Source organism: Kitasatospora sp. NPDC058048 (genome assembly GCF_042885555.1).
GTDB classification, from domain to species: Bacteria; Actinomycetota; Actinomycetes; order Streptomycetales; family Streptomycetaceae; genus Kitasatospora; species Kitasatospora lactacystinica.
Window position 1 is genome coordinate 193165 of the sequence record NZ_JBHVRT010000004.1, and the last position, 26021, is coordinate 219185.

Consider the following 26021-nt stretch of genomic DNA (forward strand, 5'->3'; position numbering starts at 1 on the left):
GGGGGCGCGGGGGGGGGGGGGTGGGCGGGGGGGCGCCGGGCGCCGGGTCGGGGGGGGGCCTTGTGGGGGGGGGGGGGCGCGCGACACCCGGCCCCCGCCCCCATCTGTCGTCGGAGCCGGGTCCGTCCCCCGGATCAGCCGTCCGCGGCCCCGGACTGCCGGGGCAGCGCCAGCGCCACCGTGTCCGCGAACTCCCGGACCGCGCTGGTCCGGCTGACCACCCGGCCGCTGTGCACCACCAGCCGGCTGTGCCCGCCCGCGAGCGCCCCGGCCAGGCTGTCCCCGCGCACCGCCAGCAGCTCCGCCGGGAACCCGGCGTCCACCCGGACCGGGGCCAGTCCGAGCGCCGCCCGGGCCTGGTTCGCCACCGCGTCGTACGCCGCCGCCGGGTCCAGCTCCCCACCGGCCGACAGCAGGTACGCCGACTCCAGCGGATCCGCCCGGCCGACCGGGTTGGACGGGTCGCGCAGCGCCCCGCTGCCCGCCGCCAGCGGCACCCGGGCGGCGGCCAACTCCCGTACCAGGCCCGGTCGCAGGCCCGTCGTCCGGCCCTCCAGCCCGGTGCAGCCGCCGTTCTGCGGCAGGCAGACGACCCGGATCCCGCTGGTCGCCAGCACCGTCGACCCGCCCCGGGCCAGTGCCCCGCACGGGCCGAGCGTCACCCGCGGCCGTAGCGGCGCCAACGCGCCCGCCAGCCGGGCGAGTTGGGCGGCGTCGGCGGCGCCGGTGTGCAGGTCCACCGGACAGTCCGCCTCCCGGGCGGCCTCCAGCAGCAGCTGCACGTACCCGGCCGGGTCCGGATCCAGGTCCGGGCAGCCGCCGGCCGCGGTGGCGCCCAGCTTGAGCGCCTCGCGCAGCTGCGCCCGGCCGTCCGCGCCGGCCCGCCCGGTGAGCAGCCGGGGCATCGCCACCGCCTGGAGCTCGGCCAGCCCGCGCAGCGCCTGCCGGGCGGTGAGCACCGCCTCCAGCCGGCGCAGTCCGTGCACGTCGCCGATCCGGACGTGGGTGCGCTGGGCGGTGGCGCCGTAGCCGAGCGAGGTCAGCGCGGCCTCGGTGACCCGGCGGGTGAGGTCGGCCGGGGTGTCCGGCGGCGGGGCGGCCAGCGCGGCGGAGAACGCGGTGTCGTAGTGGGCGTGCGCCTCGGCGGGGGCCGGGAGCAGCAGGTAGCCGCGCAGGTCGATCCGGGCGCCGGTGGTGACGGTGGGCGCGCCGGGCAGGGCGGGCAGTGGGCCGAGGCTGCCGACGGTGCCGACCGCCTGGATCCGGTCGCCGCTGATCCGGACGTCCACCACCCGCCCGTCGGCCAGCCGGGCGCCGGTGAGGAGCAGGACCGGGCCGTGCCCGAGCGGGTTGGCCGCCGGGCCGGGTCCGGAGTGCGGCCCGTCGGCGGCTGCGCTGTCCATCGCCGGCTCCTTCTCGCGTCGGCCCGTGCGGTCGGCCCCGGACCGCCGGCCCGTACCGCCGGGCGGTCCTCCCGATCAATGAGCGTCGAGCCTATGGGCCCGGGGGGCGGGGCGCCGGGAGGCGGGCAATAGTCGTATCGGGTCGGGCCGCGGCGCTCGCGGCCCGATCGAACGCCCGGCCTTGGATCGTCCGCCCGTACCCCTCACCCACCTGCGGTCTTCGCCGCGGGATACGGATTTCACCTCCGGGCGCGAAACGTGTAATCTCTTCCTCGTTCGCCCCTATAGCTCAGTCGGTAGAGCGTCTCCATGGTAAGGAGAAGGTCTGCGGTTCGATTCCGCATGGGGGCTCGGTGAGAAGCAGTCAGCCTCGGCTGTGCTGTGGATCACTGTGGCGGTGTAGCTCAGTTGGTAGAGCAAGCGGCTCATAATCGCTGTGTCACCGGTTCAAGTCCGGTCACCGCTACCCCGCGTAGTCGGTCGGGAGATCGCACTCCCGGTCGGCTACTCTTGTTGTGTTCTTATTCGTTGTCCAAGGAAGGCACTCCCGTGGCTGCCACCGACGTCCGCCCGAAGATCACGCTGGCCTGCGTGGAGTGCAAGGAGCGGAACTACATCACCAAGAAGAACCGGCGTAACGACCCGGACCGTCTTGAGATGAAGAAGCACTGCCCCCGCTGCAACTCGCACACCGCGCACCGCGAGACCCGCTGACCCTGAAGTAGGGCGACGGGCCTGTGTGAACTCAGGTCTTCTGCTCCGGGCCGCATCCCTCACAGGGGGTGCGGCCCGGAGTTTTTTCGTATCCACCCGCGTTCCGAGGAGCTGCCATGGCGCTCGACCCCTCCTTCATCGGGCGTAGTTACCCGCCCACCGAGCCGTACGAGGTCGGCCGGGAGAAGATCCGCGAGTTCGCGACCGCGGTCGGCGACGCCAACCCGGCGTACACCGACCCGGAGGCGGCGAAGGCGCTGGGCCACCCCGACGTGATCGCCCCGCCGACCTTCCCGTTCGTGATCACCTACCGAGCGGCCGGCCAGGTGGTCGAGGACCCGGAGCTGGGCCTGGACTTCAGCCGGGTGGTGCACGGCGACCAGAAGTTCGCCTACACCCGCCCGGTGCGGGCCGGTGACCGGCTGTCGGTCGTGGTGACCATCGACAACATCAAGTCGCTGGCGGGCAACGACGTGCTCACCGTGCGCGGCGAGGTGACGGACGCGACCGGCGAGCACGTTGTGACGTCGGTCATGACCCTGGTGGCCCGGGCCGCCGACGAGGCGGGGGAGTGAGCACGATGGCGATCAGCTACGACGAGGTCGAGGTCGGCACCGAGCTGCCGGCGCAGTCCTTCCCGGTGACCCGCGACACATTGGTGCGGTACGCGGGCGCCTCGGGCGATTTCAACCCGATCCACTGGAACGAGAGGTTCGCCCTGGAGGTCGGCCTGCCGGACGTCATCGCGCACGGCATGTTCACCATGGCCGAGGCGATCCGGGTGGTCACCGACTGGGTCGGCGACCCGGCCGCGGTGGTCGAGTACGGCGTGCGCTTCACCCGCCCGGTGCCGGTGCCGAACGACGGGGTCGGTGCGGTGGTCGAGGTGTCGGCCAAGGTCGCCAAGAAGCTGGACGACCGCAGGGTGCAGGTCGACCTGCTGGCCACCGCGGGCGGTCAGAAGGTGCTCGGGATGTCCCGGGCCGTGGTCCGGCTCGGCTGAGCCGCCCCTCGCGACGGCGGCCGCGGCCGGAGCCCCGTACTCACGGGATCCCGGCCGCGGCCGCGGGCCTTGCCTTGATAGTGATTGGCCACTAACTTGGAAGTCATGGCGAAGTCGAGCATCCGGATGAGCGCGGAGGAGCGGCGCGAGAGCGTCGCCCGGGCCGCCCTGATCGAGTTCGCCCGGGGTGGGTACCACGGCACCTCCACCGAGGCGATCGCCCGCCGGGTGGGCGTCTCGCAGCCGTACCTGTTCCGGCTGTTCCCGGGCAAGCAGGCGATCTTCGCCGCGGCTGCCGAGCGCTGCGTCGAGGAGACCTGGCGGGTGTTCGACGAGGCCTCGGCCGGGCTGTCCGGCGAGGAGGCCGCCGACGCGATGTCCGCCGCGTACATGAGCCTGGTCGAGGACCGTGACCAGCTCATGATGCAGATGCAGCTCTACGTCTCGGTCTTCGCGGCCCGGGCGGCCGGCGAGGAGGAGGTCGGCGAGACCGCCCGACGGCTGTGGGAGGACCTGTTCGACCGGGTCAGGATCCGGATCGGCGGCGACATGAAGGGCGCCACGCAGTTCTTCGCGTACGGGATGCTGATCAACACCATGGTGGCGCTGGGCTATCCGCCGGACCACCGGATGTGGAGCGGCTTCGACGGGGGCGAGGAGCCCGAGGAGCCAGAGGGGCCCGAGTAGCCGGGCCGCGCGGCGGGGTCCGTGCGGCCTTTTTTCGGTCCACGAAAGTTATTGAGCAATAACTACCTAGAGGAACCTGGGGGACGTCATGACGGAGAAACCGACCATGGGCAGAACCGCGGTCTGGACGCTGGTGATCGTCAGCGCGGCCAGTTTCATGGCCGCCCTGGACAACCTGGTGGTCACCACCGCACTGCCGTCGATCCGCGAGGAACTCGGCGGCGGGCTGTCCGACCTCGAGTGGACGGTCAGCGCCTACACCCTGAGCTTCGCCGTGCTGCTGATGTTCGGCGCCGCGCTCGGCGACCGCTTCGGCCGCCGACGGATCTTCCTGGTCGGCCTGACGGTCTTCACCGCCGGCTCCGCCGCGGCGGCGATGTCCCCGGGCATCGGCGACCTGATCGCCGCCCGGGCCGTCCAGGGCGTCGGGGCCGCGGTGATGATGCCGCTCACCCTGACCCTGCTCACCACCGCCGTGCCCGCGGCCAGGCGGGGGATGGCCTTCGGCATCTGGTCGGGCGTCAGCGGCCTCGCCGTCGCCGCCGGGCCGCTGATCGGCGGCTCGCTGACCGAGCACTTCTCCTGGCAGTGGATCTTCTGGGTGAACGTCCCGGTCGGCCTCGTCCTGCTGCCGCTGGCCTACCTGCGGCTCGGCGAGAGCCGGGGCGCGGGCCGGGCCCTGGACGTGCCCGGAACCCTGCTGGTCAGCCTGGGGATGTTCGGGGTCGTCCTCGGCCTGATCCGCGGCAACCCGGACGGCTGGACCAGCCCGCTGGTCCTCGGCGCCCTGGTCGCCGGCGTCCTGCTGCTGGCCGCCTTCGTCCGGTACGAGCAGCGGGTGGCCGCCCATCCGATGCTGCCGATGCGGCTGTTCCGCAACCGGGCCTTCTCCGCCGTCAACGCGGCCAGCCTGCTGATGTACCTGGGGATGTTCGGCTCGATCTTCCTGATCAGCCAGTACCTCCAGGGCGTCGGCGGCTTCAGCCCGCAGGAGTCGGGCATCCGGATGCTGCCGTGGACGGCGATGCCGCTGCTGGTCTCCCCGGTCGCGGGCATCGTCTCCGACCGGATCGGCGGCCGCCCGATCGTGGTCGCCGGGCTGGCCCTGCAGGCCGTGGGCCTGGTGCTGTTCGGCCTGGTCGCCGACGGGAGCACCGGGCTCGACTACCCCGCCCAGATCCCGGCCATCGTGATCTGCGGGATCGGTATGTCGCTGTACTTCGGCCCGACCGCCCAGCTGGTGATGGCCAGCGTCCGGCCGCAGGAGCAGGGGATCGCCTCCGGCGCCAACAACGCGCTGCGCGAGGTCGGCGGGGCGCTCGGGGTCGCCGTGCTCGCAGCGGTGTTCTCGGCGCGGGGCGGCTACCAGTCGGCGCAGGCCTTCACGGACGGGCTGGTGCCCGCGCTCTACGTCGGCGGGGCCGCCGTCGGGCTCGGCGCGCTCGCCGCGGTGTTCATCCCCCGGCGGCGCGCGGCGGCGGCCGCGGGGGCGCGGGAGGAGCGGGCCGGGGAGCCGGCCGTGCCCGCGGGGGTCTGAGGCGCCGGCCCGGGCGACCGGTGTGCGGGCGACCGGCGTACGGGCGGCGGGAGCACGGGTGGCGGGCGTGCCGGGGGGCACCCCCGCCACCCGTACGCTGGTGGGCGTGCTGGTAGAAAACGACGCCCCCCTCGCCCCGCTGACCACGCTCCGGCTCGGCGGCCCGGCCCGCCGCCTGGTGACCGCCCACACCGATGACGAGGTGATCGCCGCCGTCCGCGAGGCCGACGCGGCCGGCGAGCCGCTGCTGGTCCTCGGCGGCGGCTCCAACCTGGTGATCGGCGACGCCGGCTTCCCCGGCACCGTGCTGCGGATCGCCACCGAGGGCTTCGCCCTGGACGGCACCGCGCTGGAGGTCGCGGCCGGCGAGACCTGGTCCGAGGTGGTCCGCCGGACCGTCGTGGACCACGGGCTGGCGGGCATCGAGTTCCTGGCCGGCATCCCCGGTTCGGCGGGTGCCACCCCGGTACAGAACGTGGGCGCCTACGGCCAGGAGGTCGCTCAGTCGGTCACCGAGGTGGTCGCGTACGACCGCGCCGCCGACGAGGTGGTCGTGCTCTCGAACGCCGAGTGCGCGTTCTCCTACCGGCACAGCCGCTTCAAGGCCGAGCCGGAGCGCTACGTGGTGCTGCGGGTGCGGTTCCGCCTGGAGGACAACGGCGGCCTCTCCACCCCCGTCCGCTACGCCGAGACCGCCCGGCACCTGGGCGTCGAGCAGGGCGAGCGGGTGGCGGTCGGCACCGCCTGGAACGCGGTGCTGCTGCTGCGCGCCGGCAAGGGCATGGTGCTGGACCCGGCGGACCACGACACCTGGTCGGCCGGCTCCTTCTTCACCAACCCGGTGCTCACGGCCGCGCAGTACGACTCCTTCCGCACCCGCCCGGGTGCCGAGGACGCCCCCGCCTACCCGGCCCCGGAGGGCCGCACCAAGACTTCGGCGGCCTGGCTGATCGACCGGTCCGGCTTCGGCAAGGGCTACGGCAGCGGCCCGGCGACGCTCTCCACCAAGCACACCCTGGCGCTCACCAACCGCGGCTCGGCCACCGCCGAGGACCTGCTGGCGCTGGCCCGGGAGATCCGGGACGGGGTCCGCGAGGCCTTCGGGGTGGAACTGGTGAACGAGCCGGTGATGGTGGGCGTCGAGCTCTGAGGCGGCGCCTCGTCAGGCGGGTACGGCGGCCGGCTCCGCGGGGGCGCGGCCGCCCACCAGCCAGGCGTCGATGTCCGCCAGCAGCTCCTTGCGGACGGCCTCCGGCGCGACCGAACCGCGCACCGACTGCCGTGCCAGCTCGGCGAGTTCGGCGTCGGAGAAGCCCAGCACGTCCCGGACCAGCTCGTACTGGGCGGCCAGCCGGCTGCCGAACAGCAGCGGGTCGTCGGCGCCCAGCGCGAGCGGCACCCCGGCGTCGAAGAGCCGGCGCAGCGGGACCTCCTCGGGGTGCTCGTAGACGCCGAGCGAGACGTTGGAGGACGGGCAGACCTCGCAGGTGACCTGCCGGTCCGCCAGCCGCTCCATCAGCCTCGGGTCCTCGGCGGCGCGCACGCCGTGGCCGATCCGGCCGGCGCCCAGGTCGTCCAGGCAGTCCCGGACGGACTCCGGGCCGGAGAGCTCGCCGCCGTGCGGGGCCGCCAGCAGCCCGCCGTTGCGGGCGATCGCGAAGGCCCGGTCGAAGTCCCGGGCCAGGCCTCGGCGCTCGTCGTTGGAGAGGCCGAAGCCGACCACCCCGTGGTCGGCGTAGCGGACGGCCAGCCGGGCCAGCGTCCGGGCGTCCATCGGGGACTTCATCCGGTTGGCCGCGACCAGGACCCGGATGCCCACGCCGGTCGCCGCGGCGGCGTGCTCCACCGCGTCCAGGATCAGCTCCAGCGCGGGGATCAGACCGCCCAGCCGGGGCGCGTACGAGGTCGGGTCGACCTGGATCTCCAGCCAGCGGGAGCCGTCCCGCCGCTCGTCCTCGGCGGTCTCCAGGACCAGCCGGCGGATGTCCTCCTCGTCCCGCAGCACCGAGCGGGCGGTGTCGTACAGCCGCTGGAAGCGGAACCAGCCCCGCTCGTCGGTGGCCCGCAGTCGGGGCGGCTCGCCGGAGCTGAGCGCCTCCGGCAGCCGGACGCCGTGCTTGTCGGCCAGCTCCAGGAGGGTGGCGGGCCGCATCGAGCCGGTGAAGTGCAGGTGCAGGTGGGCCTTCGGGAGGCCCCTGACGTCTCGCGGGTTCAACAGGCGTTCCATTCACCGATACTGCCGTATGCGGCCCCCGAACGGGAACCGCCTCCTTTCCATCCCCCGAAGGGGTGAAAGGAGGCGGCGTGCCGGGTGAATCCCGTATGTCGGATTGACGTCAGTTCTCGAACCGGGTCAGTCGCGGGCCTCGCCGAGCAGCTTCTGCACCCGGCTGACGCCCTCGACCAGGTCGGCGTCGCCGAGCGCGTAGGAGAGCCGCAGGTAGCCGGGGGTGCCGAAGGCCTCGCCCGGGACGACCGCGACCTCGGCCTCGTCCAGGATCAGGGTGGCCAGCTCGCCGGAGGTCTGCGGGCGCTTGCCGCGGATCTCCTTGCCCAGCAGGCCCTTCACCGACGGGTAGGCGTAGAAGGCGCCCTCGGGCTCGGGGCAGAACACGCCGTCGATCTCGTTGAGCATCCGCACGATGGTCTTGCGGCGGCGGTCGAAGGCCTCGCGCATCTCGGAGACCGCGTCCAGGTCGCCGGCCACGGCGGCCAGGGCGGCGCGCTGGGCGACGTTGGAGACGTTCGAGGTGGCGTGCGACTGGAGGTTGGTCGCGGCCTTGATGACGTCCTTGGGGCCGATCACCCAGCCCACCCGCCAGCCGGTCATCGCGTAGGTCTTGGCGACACCGTTGACCACGACGCACTTGTCGGCCAGCTCGGGCAGCAGGGCCGGCAGCGAGGTGAAGGTGGCGTCGCCGTACACCAGGTGCTCGTAGATCTCGTCGGTGAGCACCCACAGGCCGTGCTCCAGCGCCCAGCGGCCGATCGCCTCGGCCTCGGCCTCGGTGTACACCGCGCCGGTCGGGTTGGACGGCGAGACGAACAGCACGACCTTGGTGTTCTCGGTGCGCGCGGCCTCCAGCTGCTCGACCGAGACCTTGTAGCCGGTGGTCTCGTCGGAGACGACCTCCACCGGGACACCGCCGGCCAGCTGCACCGACTCCGGGTAGGTGGTCCAGTACGGGGCCGGGATGATGACCTCGTCGCCCGGGTCCAGGATCGCCGCGAAGGCCTCGTAGATCGCCTGCTTGCCACCGTTGGTGACCAGCACCTGGGAGGCGTCCACCTGGTAGCCGGAGTCGCGCAGCGTCTTGGCGGCGATCGCGGTCTTCAGCTCGGGCAGGCCACCCGCCGGGGTGTACCGGTGGTTCTTCGGGTCGCGGCAGGCCTCGACGGCCGCCTCGACGATGTAGTCCGGGGTGGGGAAGTCGGGCTCACCGGCGCCGAAGCCGATGACCGGGCGGCCGGCGGCCTTGAGGGCCTTGGCCTTGGCGTCCACGGCGAGGGTCGCGGACTCGGCGATCGCACCGATCCGGGCGGAGACCCGGCGGTCGGCGGGGCGGATGGACTGGTCGGGCTGAGGGGTGGAAGCGCTCATGCCTGCATCGTCGCAGAACCCGGACCTACCGGGCATCGGGGTATCGGCATCCGTACGTTCCCGTCCGAATCGCGGCCCCGGCGATCCGTCGGCGGGCGCCCCGCCGGACCGGACATCCGCCGGGTGGCCGGCCGGTCCGGAAGAAGAGGTTCGACCAAACACCCCTCGACCACGTACACTCGCTGCTCGACGGCCCGCCGAGAAAAACCGGAGCTTTCACCGCCTGTACAGACAGCGGGGGGAGATGCGGTAGGTTGGTCGCCACCGGAGCCGCGAGGCACCGTAGGGCAATAGCTCAATTGGTAGAGCACCGGTCTCCAAAACCGGCGGTTGGGGGTTCGAGTCCCTCTTGCCCTGCTGCTAGATCCGTTTTCAGCCCGTTCGCTCCACAGGAGTGAGCGGGCTTGATGCGGAGATGGCACCGATCAGCACCGCTGGCCGACTGGCCGTGCCCCACCGGGAGCGCGGCGAAGCTCGGCAGGACCCGGATTCAGGTGAGGACGAGTGACGGAGACCACGGGCTCCACCGCAACGCCTGAGAGCGGCAACCCCGAGGGTGCCGATGGCGTTGCCGAGAACACGGCCGAGGGCGAGAGCAAGTCCGGCAAGCAGAAGAAGTCCGGCAAGCGGGGCAAGAAGGGCCTGTTCGCCAGGATGGGTCTGTTCTACCGCCAGATCATCGCCGAGCTGCGCAAGGTCGTCTGGCCCACCCGCGGCGAGCTCACCAGCTACACCGCCGTCGTGGTCACCTTCGTCGTGGTCGTGATGGCCTTCGTGGCCGGCCTGGACTATGGCTTCTCCAAGCTGAGCCTCCTGGTCTTCGGCTGACCGGCCGCCTCACCTTTCGAACAGCTTCCCGACCCGGGCCGAATCCTCGGCCCGGGTCGAGCTGTCGGTGCCGGACGTACGCGCGGTTACCGTGGACTCGGTACTGTTGAAGTCTCCGAGACCTCGCCTGGCGCCCGCGCGAGCGGCCGTACGCCGGACCGGTCGAGGAGCGCGCCACCTTCACCATCTCCAGGAAAGAAGCCGCCACCGTGTCTGAGTCCCCCCTGTACGACGCCGACGAGACCGTCCGCGAGGCGGATGCGGATGTCGCCGCCGCGCCGGACGCGACCGAGCTGGCTGACGACGTCGAGTCCGCCGAGCAGATCGTGGACGCCGCGGACAGCGACGAGGACGAGGTCGAGGCGTACGACGAGGCCGAGGCCGGCGAGCCCGCCGAGGAGGCCGCGCTGCACGTGGAGGGCGAGGCCGAACTCGACGCCGAGCTCGCCGACGGGGAGACCGTCGAGGAGGAGCCGGCCGAGGAGGTCGACCCGGTCGCCAAGTTCCGCGAGGACCTGCGCTTCATGCCGGGCGAGTGGTACGTGATCCACACCTACGCCGGCTACGAGAACCGGGTGAAGCAGAACCTGGAGCAGCGCGCCGTCTCGCTGAACGTCGAGGAGTACATCTTCCAGGCCGAGGTGCCGCAGGAGGAGGTCGTCCAGATCAAGAACGGCGACCGCAAGACCATCCGCCAGAACAAGCTCCCCGGCTACGTCCTGGTGCGCATGGACCTCACCCCGGAGTCCTGGGGCGTCGTGCGCAACACCCCGGGTGTCACCGGCTTCGTCGGCAACGCCTACGACCCGTACCCGCTGACCCTGGACGAGGTCGTCAAGATGCTCGCCCCCGACGTCGAGCGCCAGGCCGCCAAGGAGGCGGGCAAGCCGTCGCCGATCAAGCCGAGCGAGATCCAGGTGCTGGACTTCGAGGTCGGCGACTCGGTCACCGTCACCGACGGTCCGTTCGCGACCCTCCAGGCGACCATCAACGAGATCAACCCGGACTCGAAGAAGGTCAAGGGCCTGGTCGAGATCTTCGGCCGGGAGACCCCGGTCGAGCTCTCCTTCGACCAGATCCAGAAGAACTAGTCCCACGGTCTTCGGATCCGGGGCGGGGCCGAGGGCCCTGCCCCGGATCCGTTTTGGTCCAGCGGCGCCGACGCGTTAGCCTGGTCCGATGTGTGTGCTGGCGGCCGGGTGTCGCCCCGGTTCCGCACGCACCAGCAATCACCTCTCGGAAGGACCCGGAGAGACATGCCTCCCAAGAAGAAGAAGATCACGGGGCTTATCAAGCTCCAGATCAACGCCGGTGCGGCCAACCCGGCGCCGCCGGTCGGCCCCGCGCTGGGTCAGCACGGCGTCAACATCATGGAGTTCTGCAAGGCCTACAACGCCGCGACCGAGTCGCAGCGCGGCATGATCGTGCCGGTGGAGATCACGGTCTACGAGGACCGTTCCTTCACCTTCATCACGAAGACGCCGCCGGCCGCGCGCCTCATCCTGAAGGCCGCCGGTGTGGACAAGGGCTCCAGCGAGCCGCACAAGACCAAGGTCGCCAAGCTCACCAGCGCCCAGGTCCGCGAGATCGCCACCACCAAGATGCCCGACCTGAACGCCAACGACCTGGACGCCGCGGAGAAGATCATCGCCGGCACCGCCCGGTCGATGGGCATCACCGTCGAGGGCTGAGAATCTCCCTTCCCGCCAGGGAAAAGTTGATTCAGCCGTTCTTGTGGTAGGGCCCGCGCAGGCCCGTGACACCACACCTCCATTCACCATTCAGGAGCAGCCATGAAGCGCAGCAAGGCCCTGAAGGCCGCGGACGCCCAGGTCGACCGCGAGCGCCTTTACGCCCCCCTCGAGGCCGTCCGCCTCGCCAAGGCGACCAGCACCACCAAGTTCGACGGCACCGTCGAGATCGCCATGCGTCTGGGTGTCGACCCGCGCAAGGCCGACCAGATGGTCCGCAGCACCGTGATCCTCCCGCACGGCACCGGTAAGACCGCTCGGGTCCTGGTCTTCGCGACCGGCGAGCGTGCCGAGGCCGCGCGTGCTGCGGGTGCCGACATCGTCGGCTCCGACGAGCTCATCGACGAGGTCGCCAAGGGCCGCCTCGACTTCGACGCCGTCGTCGCCACCCCGGACCTCATGGGCAAGGTCGGCCGCCTCGGCCGCGTGCTCGGCCCCCGTGGCCTGATGCCGAACCCGAAGACCGGCACCGTGACTCCGGACGTCGCCAAGGCGGTCAACGAGATCAAGGGCGGCAAGATCGAGTTCCGCGTCGACAAGCACTCGAACCTGCACTTCATCATCGGTAAGGCCTCCTTCACCGACGAGCAGCTGGTCGAGAACTACGCCGCCGCGCTGGACGAGGTGCTCCGCGCCAAGCCGTCCGCCGCCAAGGGCCGCTACATCAAGAAGACCGCGATCTCGACCACCATGGGCCCCGGCATCCAGGTGGACCCGAACCGCACCCGTAACCTCCTCGTCGAGGAGGACCCGGCCGCGGTCTGAGCCTCAGCGCTCTAGAGCAGTCCGTACGGCGGGCCCGCACCCCCTTCACCGGGGGTGCGGGCCCGCCGTCGTTCCCGGGGGCGGGGCCGGTGCGGGCCGGAGGGCCGGGCGGGCTGCCGGACCGGGACACCCGCGGATGGGAACGGCGGGCCGAACCGTCGTACGCTCTGCCGGTCAGACCACATGGAGCACCTGTGACCGCCGGAGTGTGCCGTGCCGCCCGCCCCTCGCCCCACCGTTCTCGCAGCGGCCCTGCTGCTCGCCACCACCACCGGGTGCAGCCTGCTGGCCGCTCCGACCACCGGCACCCCCGGGGGTCCCGCGCCGGTGCCGCCCAAGCAGGTGGTGCTCACCGCCGCGCAGGCGCTGGACGACGCCGGCAGCGCCCGGATCGACGTGGTGCGGGAGGGCCCGGGCGGCCGGCGCACCGCGAGCGGCTCCCTGGTCTGGGGCGCCTCGGACGAGGCCCGACTGACCGTCACCGACGAACGCGGCAGCGGCCGGCTGACCGTGAAGGACGGCGCCCTCGACCTCGTCTACCAGGACGGCGCGGCCAGGCACGCGGAGCGGAGCACCGCCGAGTCGGTCGACCCCGGGGCGGGCCCCGACCCGGAGGGCTTCGCGGGCGGCTGGACGACGGCGCTGATCTCCAGCCCGGGCGGCCGGGCGTACGAGGTCGCCCAGGGCGTCAAGCTCACCTCGCTCGGCGGCGAGCAGCTGGCCGGGGTGACCGTGGCGCACTACCAGGGCTCCGCGCCGGTGGCCGAACTGTTCGGCAAGGACGAAGAGTTGAGCCCGCAACGGCGCGCCGCCACGCTGGACTGGTACCGGCAGCACGGGGTGACGGCGATCGGCTACGACATCTGGGTCGGGCCCGGCATGCAGCTGCTGAGGCTGCGCGAGACGGTCCGGGGGGACGCGGGAACCACGGTGACGACGACCGATGTCTCTGCTCCCGGGGCGGCGGACGCGACGCCTGCCGCGGACGGGTGACGGGGAGGCGGATATCCGGTGCGTGGGGACATCGACGATCCGTTAGAGTCCGCATGAAAAGAACATGAGAAGAGCTGACGATCGGTTCTTCCATGGGGATCTGGATCTCACGGGGGTATCTCCATGCGCGCTCTGCGCCTCGCCTCGGCCGTCGCGACGGCGGCCGTCCTGCTCGGTGCCGCGACCGCCTGCGGCAGTGACGCCAAGACCGGCGACGCCAAGGGCGGCACCAAGACCGGTGAGGCCAAGCCCGGTGACACCAAGAGCGCCGACGCCAAGGGCGCCGACCCGCTCGCGGCGGCCCTGGCCGCGGACCCGAAGGCCGCGCTGGCCGCGTCCGCCGTGGTGATGCAGAAGGCCGGCAACGGCAAGGTCACCATGATCCCGGCCGATCCCGCCGACCCCGCCGGCACCGGCGACGCGGACTGGAAGGACCCGGCCAAGGCGGCCGTGGACCTGGCCAGCGACATCGAGGGCAAGAAGCTCCGGATCCGGGTGCTCGGAACGGACGCCTACCTCGGCGGCGGCGACGACGTCGCGCCGGCCCTGGGCGGCAAGCACTGGGTCAAGATGCCCGCCGACGCGACGGGCGACAGCTTCCGGGCGGTCGGCCAGATGACGAACCCGGTCGTCCTGCTCACCGTCGCGGCCCAGAGCGGCAAGCTCTCCAAGGTCGGCCAGGAGGCCGTGGACGGCGTCCAGACCACCCACCTGCGGGCGGAGCAGGACACCGCCGCGCTGGTGGCCGGGATGACGGCGCTCTCGGCGGGCCAGCGCACGGCCGTCCAGAAGACGCTGGAGGAGGACGGCAAGACCCTCACCATCGACTTCTGGCTGAACGGCAACCAGGAGCTCGTCCAGTACAAGGAGTACGGCGACACCAACGGCGAGAAGCAGGCCGTCACGATCAAGTACTCCAACCTCGGCAAGGCCGCCGCGATCGCGGCGCCGGCCGCCGCCGACCTCGGCAACGAGGCCGACGTGCTCAAGCTGCTCGGCTGATCCGGCCGGACCGGGCACCGGGCCCACCCGCAACAACCGGCTACCACCCCGGGCGCACGACGCGCCCGGGGGTCCTCAAGGGGGGAATCATGGCTGGAACCCGCAAGACCGCCGTCGCCGTCGTCCTCGCCGCCCTGGCGCTGACCGCGACCGCGTGCAACAACAACGACAAGAGCGCCGCCCCGGCCGCGCCGACCACGGCCGCCACCTCGGCCACCCCGTCGGCGGCCGCCCCGACCACCGCCGCGAAGCCGGAGAAGGTCAGCCCGGCGGTCTTCCTGGAGCAGGTCACCCAGAAGACCGGCGCGGCCAAGTCGGCGAAGGTCGACGAGGTGATCCAGGTCGGCCAGGTCGTCATGAAGGGCCAGGGGGCGGTGTCCTGGGCCGACGGCCTGGAGGCCGACCTCACGATGGACCTGTCGGGCTCCCCGATGGCCAAGCTCCTGGAGCCGCTGACCGGCGGGCCGAAGGTGCACTACCTGTACGCCAAGGACGCCATGTACATGGGCCTGGGCGGGCAGCTGCTGGAGAGCGGCAGCCCGAAGTGGGTGCGCTACAGCAAGGCCGACATGGCCAAGGCGTCCGGTGGCACGACCGACCAGCTGCAGAGTGCGGACCCGGTGCAGGGCGTCCGGACGCTGATCGCCAGCGGCAAGGTCACCGAGGTCGGCCAGGAGACGGTGAACGGCAAGGCCACCACCCACTACTCCGGTGTGCTCAGCGCGGCCGACGTGCTCAAGGCCACCAGCCAGGGCATGACCCAGGCGCAGGTCGACAAGATCAAGCAGAACCTGGACACGGCCGGCATCACCACCGACCAGATCGACGTCTGGGTCGACGCCGACAAGCTCGTGGTCAAGCGGAGCGAGGTGGCCGACACCAAGGCCGGCGCGCTGAACGTCACCGTCAGCTACTCGGACTACGGCACCCCGGTGATCGCCTCCACCCCGGCGGACTTCATCGACCTCGCCGACCTGCAGAAGGCCGCGGCCGGCAGCTGATCCGCGCGGCCGGGGAGGCGGGGCGCCGGAAGCCGGTCCCCGCCTCCCCGGCCCCGGGCCCGGCTGGGCCGACCCGGTGGATCCGCCCGGCGGAGGGGGCCGCCACCGGGCGGACCGGGGACGGGTGGCAAGGTGGCCGGGACGGGGCCGCCGCAGGACGGGGCCGGGCGAGAGGGGAACGGGCGATGGCGGCACGGCAGCGGTTGGCGGCAGTGGCCGCCGTCGCCCTGCTGGCGAGCGGGCTGAGCGGGTGCGGCGGGGACGGCGGCGCGCCCGCCGCGACGCCCGGCAGCCCGAGCCCGGTCGGCGCCCCGCTCTCCACCGCCTCCCCGAGCGCGCAGGCCAAGCCCACCGACCGCTCGCCGCACGGGGTGCTGCTCTCGGCCCAGCTGGCCATGCAGACCGCCCGCCGGGCCAAGGTCAGCTACCGGCTCGGTTCGGACGCCGGGTCCGGCCCGTTGTTCTGGCAGCCCAAGACCGCGCTCCAGATCAAGCGCTCCACCCCGGCCGAGGCCGAGCAGCTGATCGTCGTGGACACCGTCGCCTACCAGGGCGGGGACGCCGCCACCGCTGCCCGGCAGGGCGGCCGCCACTGGGAGCGCTTCACCGTCCCGCCGGACGCGGACGGCCACAAGGAGATCCCGTACGCCGGGCTGATCGACCTGCTGAACCCGGTCGAGGCGCTGACCGCGGCCAACGCCGAGGGGACGGACCCGGTCTTCGTCGGCGAGGAGAAGTTCGAGGACTCCACCGTCGAGCACTACCGGGTCACCACCACCGCCGAGAAGTACGCCGCCGCCCAGACCCAGCTGACCCAGTCCCGCCGGGACGGCCTGCGGGCCGCGCTCGCGCCCGGCGGCTCGATCTCCCTCACCCTGGACCTCTGGCTCAACGACAAGGACCAGCTGGTCCGGCTCCAGCGCACCGGCAGCGGGGACAGCGGGCGGGCGGACGACTCGGTCCTCTACACCGACCTCGCCGGCGCGCTGCTCTCGGCGCAGGCGCCGGCCGAGACGGACACCGCGGACACCGGTGTCCGGACGGTCTCCCCGCTGGCCCGCTGAGCGGGCACCCGGGATGCTCCGGGACGGCCCGGGCCCACCCCGTCCGGGGGCGATTTGCACCTCGCGGAGGGCTCCGGCTACGCTGGCCGAAGCCAAAGACCGCTGGTTGTCGCCGCGCCCGTCAGGGAGCAGGTGACCGAAGGATCTGCGCTTCGTCGCAGGCAGCCCGCGCAGGTGCGTCTGGAGCTTCGACTTCCGGGTCCCGCGTTCGCGTGGAGGTCCGTCGAGGTCGTTCCGAGCCCCGTGCCCCTGTGCACCGGGGCTCATTGCATTTCTGCAAGGGCTTTCCTTCCGTCCGGTCGGTCCACGGCGACCTAGGTCGACTTTCGCGGTCGGCCCGAATTCGACATCACGGAAGGAGGCGTAAGCCTATGGCCAGGCCCGACAAGGCTGCCGCCGTCGCCGAGATCACGGACAAGTTCCGTGGCTCCTCCGCGGCGCTGCTGACCGAGTACCGCGGTCTCTCGGTGAAGCAGGTCAAGACCCTGCGTCGCTCGCTCGGCGACAACGCCGAGTACGCCGTGGTGAAGAACACGCTGACCAAGATCGCGGCCAATGAGGTCGGGATCACGGAGCTCGACGACCTGTTCAACGGTCCGACGGCTGTCGCCTTCGTCACCGGTGACCCGGTGGAGTCGGCGAAGGCTCTGCGTGACTTCGCCAAGGAGAACCCCGCTCTCATCATCAAGGGCGGTGTCCTTGACGGTAAGGCGCTGTCCGCCGATGAGATCAAGAAGCTCGCGGACCTCGAGTCCCGCGAGGTGCTGCTCGCCAAGCTGGCGGGTGCCCTGAAGGCCAAGCAGTCCCAGGCTGCCGCGCTCTTCCAGGCCCTGCCGTCGAAGCTCGTCCGCACTGTGGACGCGCTGCGCGACAAGGTCGAGCAGGGCGGTGCCGGTACGCCGGCTCCCGCCGCCGAGGACGCCGCCGCCGAGTAATTCGGCAGGCTCACGCCTCGCTGCGGGCCCGTACGCCCGCCCCACCCGTACATCCGGCACCAACCTGCCGATTTAGTGGAAGGACGCCATCATGGCGAAGCTGTCCCAGGACGAGCTGCTCGCGCAGTTCGAGGAGCTCACCCTCATCGAGCTGGCCGCCTTCGTGAAGGCCTTCGAGGAGAAGTTCGACGTCACCGCCGCCGCCCCGGTCGCCGTTGCCGCCGCCGGCGTTGCCGGCCCGGCCGCCGAGGCCGCTGAGGAGCAGGACGAGTTCGACGTCATCCTCGATGGCGCCGGCGACAAGAAGATCCAGGTCATCAAGGAGGTGCGCACCCTGACCTCCCTCGGCCTGAAGGAGGCCAAGGACCTCGTTGACACCGCTGGTGCCAAGGTCCTGGAGAAGGTTGCCAAGGACGTTGCCGAGAAGGCCAAGGCTGCCCTCGAGGGCGCCGGCGCCAAGGTCACCGTCAAGTGATCTCGCGCCCCCTCTGAGGGGGCGTAGGGCCGGGCCGATCACCCTTGCGGGTGGTCGGCCCGGCTTTTTCGCGTTTCCGGGCCGGGTCCGGGCCCCGCCGGGGCCGCCCCCGGTCCCGTTCCCCCGACCGGCCGGTACGGCCCGCCGGCGTGGCCGACGGCCCACTCGGCACCGTCGGTGCCGGGGGGTATGGTGATCACCGTCGTCGAGGGCGGCGCCACCACGGCTTCTGTAACGCCGGGGGGCTCCGGATCGATAGACAGGTCGAGGCCCGCGCCGCCGGCGGGCCCTTGACGAACCTGGCGCGGCGCGCGATTCTCAAGGCGCGAGTCCGCCCGGTTGGTTCGCCACTGGATGCATAACCAGTGGCTCCGGCGGGAAATGACTCCACGTGAGTTAGAGCAGTACCCGGTGGGCGCCCGCGCCCGCCGGCTACCGGGAGGAGTCTCCGATTCGGTCTCCGAATCAGAGCTGGACAGCAGTGTCGCCATTGGCTACACTGTCCCTTTGCGCTGCCTGTTAGCTTCTCCGTGACTCGTCGCCCGGAGTTTGCGTTGCCCTGATGGGGTCTGGCACCGCCTCCGCAAAGCGGCTCTGACCTGGGGTTTCGACCCCGGCGGAGGCCAGTGGCGAGGGAGGCGGCACCAAGCCCAAGCAGGCCCGGCTGGTACGCGCGTAGTGAGCTCCGAGCCCTCGGAAGGACCCCCCTCTTGGCCGCGCCGCGCAACGCCTCGAACAATTCCGCCGCATCCACCGCCCCGCTCCGCGTCTCGTTCGCGAAGATCAAGGAGCCCCTCGAGGTCCCGAACCTCCTGGCCCTGCAGACCGAGAGCTTTGACTGGCTGCTCGGCAACGCGGCCTGGAAGTCCCGGGTCGAGGCGGCCCTGGAGAGTGGTCAGGACGTCCCCACGAAGTCCGGTCTGGAGGAGATCTTCGAGGAGATCTCCCCGATCGAGGACTTCAGCGGGTCGATGTCGCTGACCTTCCGCGACCACCGTTTCGAGCCGCCGAAGAACTCCATTGACGAGTGCAAGGACCGCGACTTCACGTTCGCGGCCCCGCTCTTCGTCACGGCCGAGTTCACCAACAACGAGACCGGTGAGATCAAGTCTCAGACGGTCTTCATGGGCGATTTCCCGCTCATGACCCACAAGGGCACGTTCGTGATCAACGGCACCGAGCGTGTCGTCGTGTCGCAGCTCGTCCGCTCCCCGGGTGTGTACTTCGACTCCACCCTGGACAAGGTGTCCGACAAGGACATCTACTCCTGCAAGGTCATCCCCTCGCGTGGTGCCTGGCTGGAGATGGAGATCGACAAGCGCGACATGGTCGGCGTCCGCATCGACCGCAAGCGCAAGCAGTCCGTCACCGTGCTGCTCAAGGCGCTCGGCTGGACCAACGAGATGATTCTCGAGGAGTTCGGCGAGTACGAGTCGATGCGCGCCACCCTGGAGAAGGACCACACCCAGGGCCAGGACGACGCGCTGCTGGACATCTACCGCAAGCTGCGTCCGGGCGAGCCGCCCACGCGCGAGGCCGCGCAGACGCTTCTGGAGAACCTGTACTTCAACCCGAAGCGCTACGACCTCGCGAAGGTCGGCCGTTACAAGGTCAACCGCAAGCTGGGCAACGCCGAGTCGCTGGACTCCGGCGTGCTCACCGAGCCCGACATCATCGGTGCGATCAAGTACCTGGTGAAGCTGCACGCGGGCGAGACCGAGTGGCGTGACGACGAAGGCCGCGACATCGTGGTCGAGGTCGACGACATCGACCACTTCGGCAACCGTCGCCTGCGCAACGTCGGCGAGCTCATCCAGAACCAGGTCCGTACGGGTCTCGCCCGTATGGAGCGCGTCGTGCGCGAGCGCATGACCACCCAGGACGTCGAGGCGATCACGCCGCAGACCCTGATCAACATCCGGCCGGTCGTCGCCTCCATCAAGGAGTTCTTCGGCACCAGCCAGCTGTCGCAGTTCATGGACCAGACGAACCCGCTGTCGGGCCTGACCCACAAGCGTCGTCTGTCCGCGCTGGGCCCCGGTGGTCTGTCCCGTGAGCGGGCCGGCTTCGAGGTCCGTGACGTGCACCCCTCGCACTACGGCCGCATGTGTCCGATCGAGACCCCCGAAGGCCCGAACATCGGTCTGATCGGCTCGCTCGCCTCCTACGGCCGGGTCAACGCGTTCGGCTTCATCGAGACCCCGTACCGCAAGGTCATCGAGGGTGTCGTCACGGAGAAGGTCGACTACCTGACCGCCGACGAGGAGGACCGCTACGTCATCGCCCAGGCGAACGCGCCGCTGACCGCGGACCTGCACTTCGCCGAGCCGCGTGTCCTGGTCCGCCGCCGTGGCGGCGAGATCGACTACATCCCGGGCACCGAGATCGACTACATGGACGTCTCGCCGCGCCAGATGGTGTCGGTCGCGACCGCCATGATCCCGTTCCTCGAGCACGACGACGCCAACCGCGCGCTCATGGGCTCGAACATGATGCGCCAGGCGGTGCCGCTGCTGAAGAGCGAGGCTCCGCTGGTCGGTACCGGCATGGAGTACCGCTGCGCCGTCGACGCCGCGGACGTCATCACCGCCGAGAAGGCCGGTGTCGTCCAGGAGGTCTCGGCCGACTACGTCACCGTGGCCAACGACGACGGCACGTACACCACGTACCGCGCCGCCAAGTTCACCCGCTCGAACCAGGGCACCGCCTTCAACCAGAAGGTGCTCGTGGACGAGGGCGCCCGGGTCGAGGTCAACCAGGTGCTGGCCGACGGCCCGTGCACCGACGAGGGCGAGATGGCCCTCGGCAAGAACCTGCTCGTGGCGTTCATGTCGTGGGAGGGTCACAACTACGAGGACGCGATCATCCTGTCGCAGCGCCTCGTGCAGGACGACGTCCTCTCCTCGATCCACATCGAGGAGCACGAGGTCGACGCCCGTGACACCAAGCTCGGCCCCGAGGAGATCACCCGGGACATCCCGAACGTCTCCGAGGAGGTCCTCGCGGACCTCGACGAGCGCGGCATCATCCGCATCGGCGCCGACGTCGTCACCGGCGACATCCTGGTCGGCAAGGTCACGCCCAAGGGCGAGACCGAGCTGACCCCGGAGGAGCGCCTGCTCCGCGCGATCTTCGGTGAGAAGGCCCGTGAGGTCCGCGACACCTCGCTGAAGGTTCCGCACGGTGAGTCCGGCAAGGTCATCGGCGTCCGCGTCTTCGACCGCGAAGAGGGCGACGAGCTGCCCCCGGGCGTCAACCAGCTGGTCCGCGTCTACGTGGCCCAGAAGCGCAAGATCACCAACGGTGACAAGCTCGCCGGCCGTCACGGCAACAAGGGCGTCATCTCGAAGATCCTGCCGGTCGAGGACATGCCGTTCCTGGAGGACGGCACCCCGGTCGACATCATCCTCAACCCGCTGGGTGTCCCGTCCCGAATGAACCCGGGACAGGTCCTGGAGATCCACCTCGGGTGGCTCGCCAAGCAGGGCTGGGACGTCTCCGGGCTGGCCGACGAGTGGGCCCAGCGCCTGCAGGCGATCGGCGCCGACACGGTCGAGGGCGGCACCAACCTCGCCACCCCGGTCTTCGACGGCGCCCGCGAGGACGAGATCACCGGCCTGCTGGACAACACCACCCTCACCCGTGACGGTGAGCGCCTGGTGAACTCCACCGGCAAGGCCCGACTGTTCGACGGCCGCTCCGGCGAGCCGTTCCCGATGCCGGTCTCGGTCGGCTACATGTACATCCTCAAGCTGCACCACCTGGTCGACGACAAGCTGCACGCCCGTTCGACCGGTCCGTACTCGATGATCACCCAGCAGCCGCTCGGTGGTAAGGCGCAGTTCGGTGGTCAGCGCTTCGGTGAGATGGAGGTGTGGGCCCTCGAGGCGTACGGCGCGGCCTACGCGCTCCAGGAGCTCCTCACCATCAAGTCCGACGACGTCCTCGGCCGAGTCAAGGTCTACGAGGCCATCGTCAAGGGCGAGAACATCCCCGAGCCCGGCATTCCCGAGTCCTTCAAGGTTCTCATCAAGGAAATGCAGTCGCTCTGCCTCAACGTGGAGGTGCTGTCCTCGGACGGCCAGTCCATCGAGATGCGGGACTCCGACGAGGACGTGTTCCGCGCCGCCGAGGAGCTCGGCATCGACCTGTCCCGGCGCGAGCCGAGCAGCGTCGAAGAGGTCTGACGGAGGCCGGGCCGGCCGCAGCAGCGGCCGGCCCGCCCCCAGGCCCCCCTCAGACCACATGAACGACTCTCGACTTACGAAAGAGGGCTTGACGACCAGTGCTTGACGTCAACTTCTTCGACGAGCTCCGCATCGGCCTGGCCACCGCCGACGACATCCGCCAGTGGTCGCACGGCGAGGTCAAGAAGCCGGAGACCATCAACTACCGCACCCTGAAGCCGGAAAAGGACGGGCTCTTCTGCGAGAAGATCTTCGGCCCCACCCGGGACTGGGAGTGCTACTGCGGTAAGTACAAGCGCGTCCGCTTCAAGGGCATCATCTGCGAGCGCTGCGGCGTCGAGGTGACCCGCGCCAAGGTGCGCCGCGAGCGGATGGGCCACATCGAGCTGGCCGCCCCGGTCACCCACATCTGGTACTTCAAGGGCGTGCCGTCCCGCCTGGGCTACCTGCTGGACCTGGCGCCGAAGGACCTCGAGAAGGTCATCTACTTCGCCGCCTACATGATCACCTGGGTCGACGACGAGCGCCGCCAGCGCGACCTGCCGTCCCTGGAGGCGCACGTCTCGGTCGAGCGCCAGCAGATCGAGAACCGCCGCGACTCGGACCTCGAGGCCCGCGCCAAGAAGGCCGAGACCGACCTGGCCGAGCTGGAGGCCGAGGGCGCCAAGGCCGACGTGCGCCGCAAGGTGCGCGAGGGCGCCGAGCGCGAGATGAAGCAGCTGCGCGACCGCGCGCAGCGCGAGCTCGACCGCCTCGACGAGGTGTGGGCCCGCTTCAAGAACCTCAAGGTCCAGGACCTCGAGGGCGACGAGCTGCTCTACCGCGAGCTGCGCGACCGCTTCGGCACCTACTTCTCCGGCTCGATGGGCGCGGCGGCCCTCAAGGACCGCCTGGAGACCTTCGACCTGGCGGAGGAGTCCGAGCGCCTGCGCGAGATCATCCGCACCGGCAAGGGCCAGAAGAAGACCCGCGCGCTCAAGCGCCTCAAGGTCGTCTCCGCGTTCCTGCAGACCACCAACAAGCCCAACGGCATGGTGCTGGACTGCGTCCCGGTCATCCCGCCGGACCTGCGTCCGATGGTGCAGCTGGACGGTGGCCGCTTCGCGACCTCCGACCTGAACGACCTGTACCGCCGCGTGATCAACCGCAACAACCGCCTGAAGCGCCTTCTCGACCTCGGTGCCCCCGAGATCATCGTGAACAACGAGAAGCGCATGCTCCAGGAGGCCGTCGACGCGCTGTTCGACAACGGCCGTCGTGGTCGCCCGGTCACGGGCCCCGGCAACCGCCCGCTGAAGTCCCTCAGCGACATGCTGAAGGGCAAGCAGGGTCGTTTCCGTCAGAACCTGCTCGGCAAGCGAGTCGACTACTCGGCCCGTTCGGTCATCGTCGTCGGCCCGCAGCTCAAGCTGCACCAGTGCGGTCTGCCCAAGGCCATGGCGCTGGAGCTCTTCAAGCCGTTCGTGATGAAGCGCCTGGTCGACCTGAACCACGCGCAGAACATCAAGTCGGCCAAGCGCATGGTCGAGCGTGCCCGTCCGGTCGTGTGGGACGTGCTCGAAGAGGTCATCGCCGAGCACCCGGTCCTGCTGAACCGTGCGCCCACCCTGCACCGCCTCGGCATCCAGGCCTTCGAGCCGCAGCTGGTCGAGGGCAAGGCCATCCAGATCCACCCGCTCGTCTGCACCGCGTTCAACGCGGACTTCGACGGTGACCAGATGGCCGTCCACCTGCCGCTCTCCGCGGAGGCGCAGGCCGAGGCCCGCATCCTGATGCTGTCCTCGAACAACATCCTGAAGCCGGCCGACGGTCGCCCCGTCACCATGCCGACCCAGGACATGGTGCTCGGTCTGTTCTTCCTGACCTCGGACCGCGACAACGTGAAGGGCGCCGGCCGCACCTTCTCGTCGACCGCCGAGGCGATCATGGCCTTCGACGCCCGCGACCTGGACGTCCAGGCCCCGATCGAGCTGCGCCTGCCGGCCGGCACCGTCCCGCCGCGCGGCTGGACCGCCCCGGTGGACGAGGACGGCCAGTCGAGCTGGTTCGACGGCGAGCCCTTCCGCCTGACCACCACCCTGGGCCGCGCGCTCTTCAACGAGCTGCTGCCCGAGGACTACCCGTTCGTCGACTACGAGGTGGGCAAGAAGCAGCTCTCCGCGATCGTCAACGACCTGGCGGAGCGCTACCCCAAGGTCGTCGTCGCGGCGACCCTGGACAACCTGAAGGCGTCCGGCTTCCACTGGTCGACCCGCTCGGGTGTCACCGTCTCGATCTCCGACGTCGTCGTCCCGCCGAACAAGCCCCAGATCCTCGAGGGCTACGAGGCGAAGGCGGAGAAGGTCCAGCGTCAGTACGAGCGCGGCCTGATCACCAACGACGAGCGCAAGCAGGAGCTCATCGGCATCTGGACCCAGGCGACCAACGAGGTCGCCGAGGCCATGAACGAGAACTTCCCGAAGACGAACCCCATCTTCATGATGGTCGACTCGGGTGCTCGTGGAAACATGATGCAGATGCGCCAGATCGCCGGTATGCGTGGTCTGGTGTCGAACGCCAAGAACGAGACCATCCCGCGACCCATCAAGGCGTCGTTCCGTGAGGGTCTGTCCGTGCTGGAGTACTTCATCTCCACCCACGGTGCCCGTAAGGGTCTGGCCGACACCGCCCTCCGTACCGCCGACTCCGGTTACCTCACCCGTCGTCTGGTCGACGTCTCCCAGGACGTCATCATTCGCGAGGAGGACTGCGGCACCGAGCGCGGCCTGAAGCTGGCGATCGGCTCCGTGGGCGCGGACGGTGTGCTGCGCAAGGCCGACGACGTCGAGACCAGCGTCTACGCCCGCATGCTCGCCGAGGACATCACGGTGGACGGCAAGCTCCTTGCCACCGCCAACACCGACCTCGGCGACGTCCTGATCGACGAGCTGATCCGCCACGGCATCGGCGAGGTCAAGACCCGCTCGATCCTGACCTGTGAGTCGGCCGTCGGCACCTGTGCCATGTGCTACGGGCGCTCGCTGGCCACCGGCAAGCTGGTCGACATCGGTGAGGCGGTCGGCATCATCGCCGCCCAGTCCATCGGTGAGCCCGGTACCCAGCTGACCATGCGTACCTTCCACACCGGTGGTGTGGCCGGTGACGACATCACCCAGGGTCTGCCGCGTGTCGTCGAGCTCTTCGAGGCCCGTACCCCCAAGGGTGTGGCCCCGATCTCGGAGGCGCAGGGCCGGGTCCGCATCGAGGACACCGAGAAGACCCGCAAGCTGGTCGTCACGCCGGACGACGGCACCGACGAGATCGCCTACCCGGTCTCGAAGCGTGTGAAGCTGCTCGTCAGCGAGGGCGAGGCGGTCGAGGTCGGCCAGAAGCTGACCATGGGTGCCACCAACCCGCACGACGTCCTGCGCATCATGGGCCAGCGTGCCGTCCAGGTCCACCTGGTCGCCGAGGTCCAGAAGGTCTACAACTCGCAGGGTGTGTCGATCCACGACAAGCACATCGAGATCATCATCCGGCAGATGCTCCGCCGCGTGACGATCATCGAGTCGGGCGACGCCGAGCTGCTGCCCGGCGAGCTGGTCGAGCGCGGCCGCTTCGAGCAGGAGAACCGCCGCGTCGTCGCCGAGGGCGGTCACCCCGCCTCCGGCCGTCCGCAGCTGATGGGTATCACCAAGGCCTCGCTGGCCACCGAGTCCTGGCTGTCGGCCGCCTCCTTCCAGGAGACGACCCGGGTCCTCACCGACGCGGCGATCCACGCCAAGTCGGACCCGCTGCTGGGCCTCAAGGAGAACGTCATCCTGGGTAAGCTCATCCCGGCCGGTACGGGCCTGCCCCGTTACCGCAACATCCGGGTCGAGCCGACCGAGGAGGCCAAGGCCGCGATGTACTCGGCCGTCGGCTACGACGACTACGACCTGTCGCCCTTCGGCGCCGGCTCCGGCCAGGCGGTTCCGCTGGACGACTACGACTACGGCCCGTACACCGGCTGAGTCGCGCAGCACCGATCGCAGGGCGGTCACCCCACGGGGTGGCCGCCCTGCGGCGTTCCCGGGGGCCGCCAGGGGGCGCCGGG

21 protein-coding genes and 3 tRNA genes are annotated in these 26021 nt (G+C 70.7%); 21 read left to right on the top strand and 3 right to left on the bottom strand.

From position 1 onward, the window contains the following. Positions 1-134: 134 nt before the first annotated feature. Positions 135-1403: a hydrolase gene (locus ACFVVA_RS06265; RefSeq protein WP_387686220.1), complete on the bottom strand. Its 1269-nt coding sequence runs from the start codon at positions 1401-1403 to the stop codon at positions 135-137. Between the two features lie 278 nt (positions 1404-1681). On the opposite strand from ACFVVA_RS06265, the gene ACFVVA_RS06270 reads away from it, so the two are divergent. From ACFVVA_RS06270 to ACFVVA_RS06305, 8 genes are all read left to right on the top strand, one after another. Continuing rightward, positions 1682-1754 (top strand) — tRNA-Thr (locus ACFVVA_RS06270). A gap of 42 nt (positions 1755-1796) precedes the next feature. Further along, positions 1797-1869, top strand: a tRNA-Met gene (locus tag ACFVVA_RS06275). 83 nt (positions 1870-1952) lie between these two features. Further along, a complete protein-coding gene (rpmG, locus tag ACFVVA_RS06280; protein ID WP_006604855.1) occupies positions 1953-2117 on the top strand; it encodes a 50S ribosomal protein L33 in 165 nt (54 codons plus the stop codon). A gap of 116 nt (positions 2118-2233) precedes the next feature. Next, a complete protein-coding gene (locus ACFVVA_RS06285) occupies positions 2234-2692 on the top strand; it encodes a MaoC family dehydratase N-terminal domain-containing protein (RefSeq protein WP_387686222.1) in 459 nt (152 codons plus the stop codon). Between the two features lie 5 nt (positions 2693-2697). Next, entirely contained in the window at positions 2698-3120 is a 423-nt protein-coding gene (locus ACFVVA_RS06290; protein ID WP_359897552.1) for a MaoC family dehydratase, read from the top strand. A gap of 105 nt (positions 3121-3225) precedes the next feature. Continuing rightward, positions 3226-3807 (top strand): TetR/AcrR family transcriptional regulator, encoded by a 582-nt coding sequence (locus ACFVVA_RS06295; protein WP_387686225.1) that lies wholly within the window; start codon positions 3226-3228, stop codon positions 3805-3807. Positions 3808-3913: 106 nt separating this feature from the next. Next, complete coding sequence (locus tag ACFVVA_RS06300) at positions 3914-5344, top strand: MFS transporter (protein ID WP_387686227.1); 1431 nt, start codon at positions 3914-3916, stop codon at positions 5342-5344. 100 nt (positions 5345-5444) lie between these two features. Beyond that, the gene (locus tag ACFVVA_RS06305; protein WP_387686377.1) at positions 5445-6494 is read left to right on the top strand and encodes a UDP-N-acetylmuramate dehydrogenase; all 1050 of its coding nucleotides are present in this window, start codon (positions 5445-5447) and stop codon (positions 6492-6494) included. A gap of 12 nt (positions 6495-6506) precedes the next feature. Here the strand turns inward: ACFVVA_RS06305 and ACFVVA_RS06310 are convergent, their stop codons facing one another. Together ACFVVA_RS06310 and ACFVVA_RS06315 are read right to left on the bottom strand one after the other, a co-directional pair. Then, the gene (locus ACFVVA_RS06310) at positions 6507-7571 is read right to left on the bottom strand and encodes an adenosine deaminase (protein WP_359897549.1); all 1065 of its coding nucleotides are present in this window, start codon (positions 7569-7571) and stop codon (positions 6507-6509) included. A gap of 126 nt (positions 7572-7697) precedes the next feature. Beyond that, positions 7698-8945 (bottom strand): pyridoxal phosphate-dependent aminotransferase, encoded by a 1248-nt coding sequence (locus tag ACFVVA_RS06315; RefSeq protein ID WP_359897548.1) that lies wholly within the window; start codon positions 8943-8945, stop codon positions 7698-7700. Between the two features lie 284 nt (positions 8946-9229). Between ACFVVA_RS06315 and ACFVVA_RS06320 the strand changes: the two genes are divergently transcribed. The 13 genes from ACFVVA_RS06320 (at position 9230) to ACFVVA_RS06380 (ending at position 25938) form a co-directional block, all read left to right on the top strand. Next, a tRNA-Trp gene (locus ACFVVA_RS06320) sits at positions 9230-9302 on the top strand. Between the two features lie 147 nt (positions 9303-9449). Continuing rightward, on the top strand, positions 9450-9773 hold the full coding sequence (secE, locus tag ACFVVA_RS06325) for a preprotein translocase subunit SecE (protein ID WP_387686230.1): 324 nt from the start codon (positions 9450-9452) through the stop codon (positions 9771-9773). Between the two features lie 209 nt (positions 9774-9982). Further along, entirely contained in the window at positions 9983-10864 is an 882-nt protein-coding gene (nusG, locus tag ACFVVA_RS06330) for a transcription termination/antitermination protein NusG (RefSeq protein ID WP_387686232.1), read from the top strand. Between the two features lie 165 nt (positions 10865-11029). Then, positions 11030-11464 carry a 50S ribosomal protein L11 gene (gene rplK, locus ACFVVA_RS06335; protein ID WP_359897545.1) on the top strand — a complete coding sequence of 145 codons (435 nt, stop codon included), beginning with the start codon at positions 11030-11032 and terminating at the stop codon, positions 11462-11464. 102 nt (positions 11465-11566) lie between these two features. Next, on the top strand, positions 11567-12289 hold the full coding sequence (gene rplA, locus ACFVVA_RS06340) for a 50S ribosomal protein L1 (protein ID WP_387686236.1): 723 nt from the start codon (positions 11567-11569) through the stop codon (positions 12287-12289). Positions 12290-12502: 213 nt separating this feature from the next. After that, entirely contained in the window at positions 12503-13282 is a 780-nt protein-coding gene (locus ACFVVA_RS06345) for a hypothetical protein (RefSeq protein ID WP_387686238.1), read from the top strand. Positions 13283-13405: 123 nt separating this feature from the next. Further along, a complete protein-coding gene (locus ACFVVA_RS06350) occupies positions 13406-14284 on the top strand; it encodes a hypothetical protein (protein WP_387686240.1) in 879 nt (292 codons plus the stop codon). A gap of 89 nt (positions 14285-14373) precedes the next feature. Beyond that, positions 14374-15285, top strand: coding sequence for a hypothetical protein (locus ACFVVA_RS06355; RefSeq protein WP_387686242.1), 912 nt, complete (start codon positions 14374-14376; stop codon positions 15283-15285). A 185-nt stretch (positions 15286-15470) separates the two neighbouring features. Continuing rightward, positions 15471-16349 carry a hypothetical protein gene (locus ACFVVA_RS06360; RefSeq protein WP_387686244.1) on the top strand — a complete coding sequence of 293 codons (879 nt, stop codon included), beginning with the start codon at positions 15471-15473 and terminating at the stop codon, positions 16347-16349. A 371-nt stretch (positions 16350-16720) separates the two neighbouring features. Next, positions 16721-17284, top strand: a complete 564-nt coding sequence (gene rplJ, locus ACFVVA_RS06365; RefSeq protein ID WP_045693068.1) for a 50S ribosomal protein L10 — start codon at positions 16721-16723, stop codon at positions 17282-17284. A 91-nt stretch (positions 17285-17375) separates the two neighbouring features. Then, complete coding sequence (gene rplL, locus ACFVVA_RS06370) at positions 17376-17759, top strand: 50S ribosomal protein L7/L12 (RefSeq protein ID WP_350519878.1); 384 nt, start codon at positions 17376-17378, stop codon at positions 17757-17759. 710 nt (positions 17760-18469) lie between these two features. Then, complete coding sequence (gene rpoB, locus ACFVVA_RS06375) at positions 18470-21946, top strand: DNA-directed RNA polymerase subunit beta (RefSeq protein ID WP_387686247.1); 3477 nt, start codon at positions 18470-18472, stop codon at positions 21944-21946. Between the two features lie 98 nt (positions 21947-22044). Next, positions 22045-25938: a DNA-directed RNA polymerase subunit beta' gene (locus ACFVVA_RS06380; protein WP_380538571.1), complete on the top strand. Its 3894-nt coding sequence runs from the start codon at positions 22045-22047 to the stop codon at positions 25936-25938. The last annotated feature ends 83 nt before the right edge of the window (positions 25939-26021 follow it).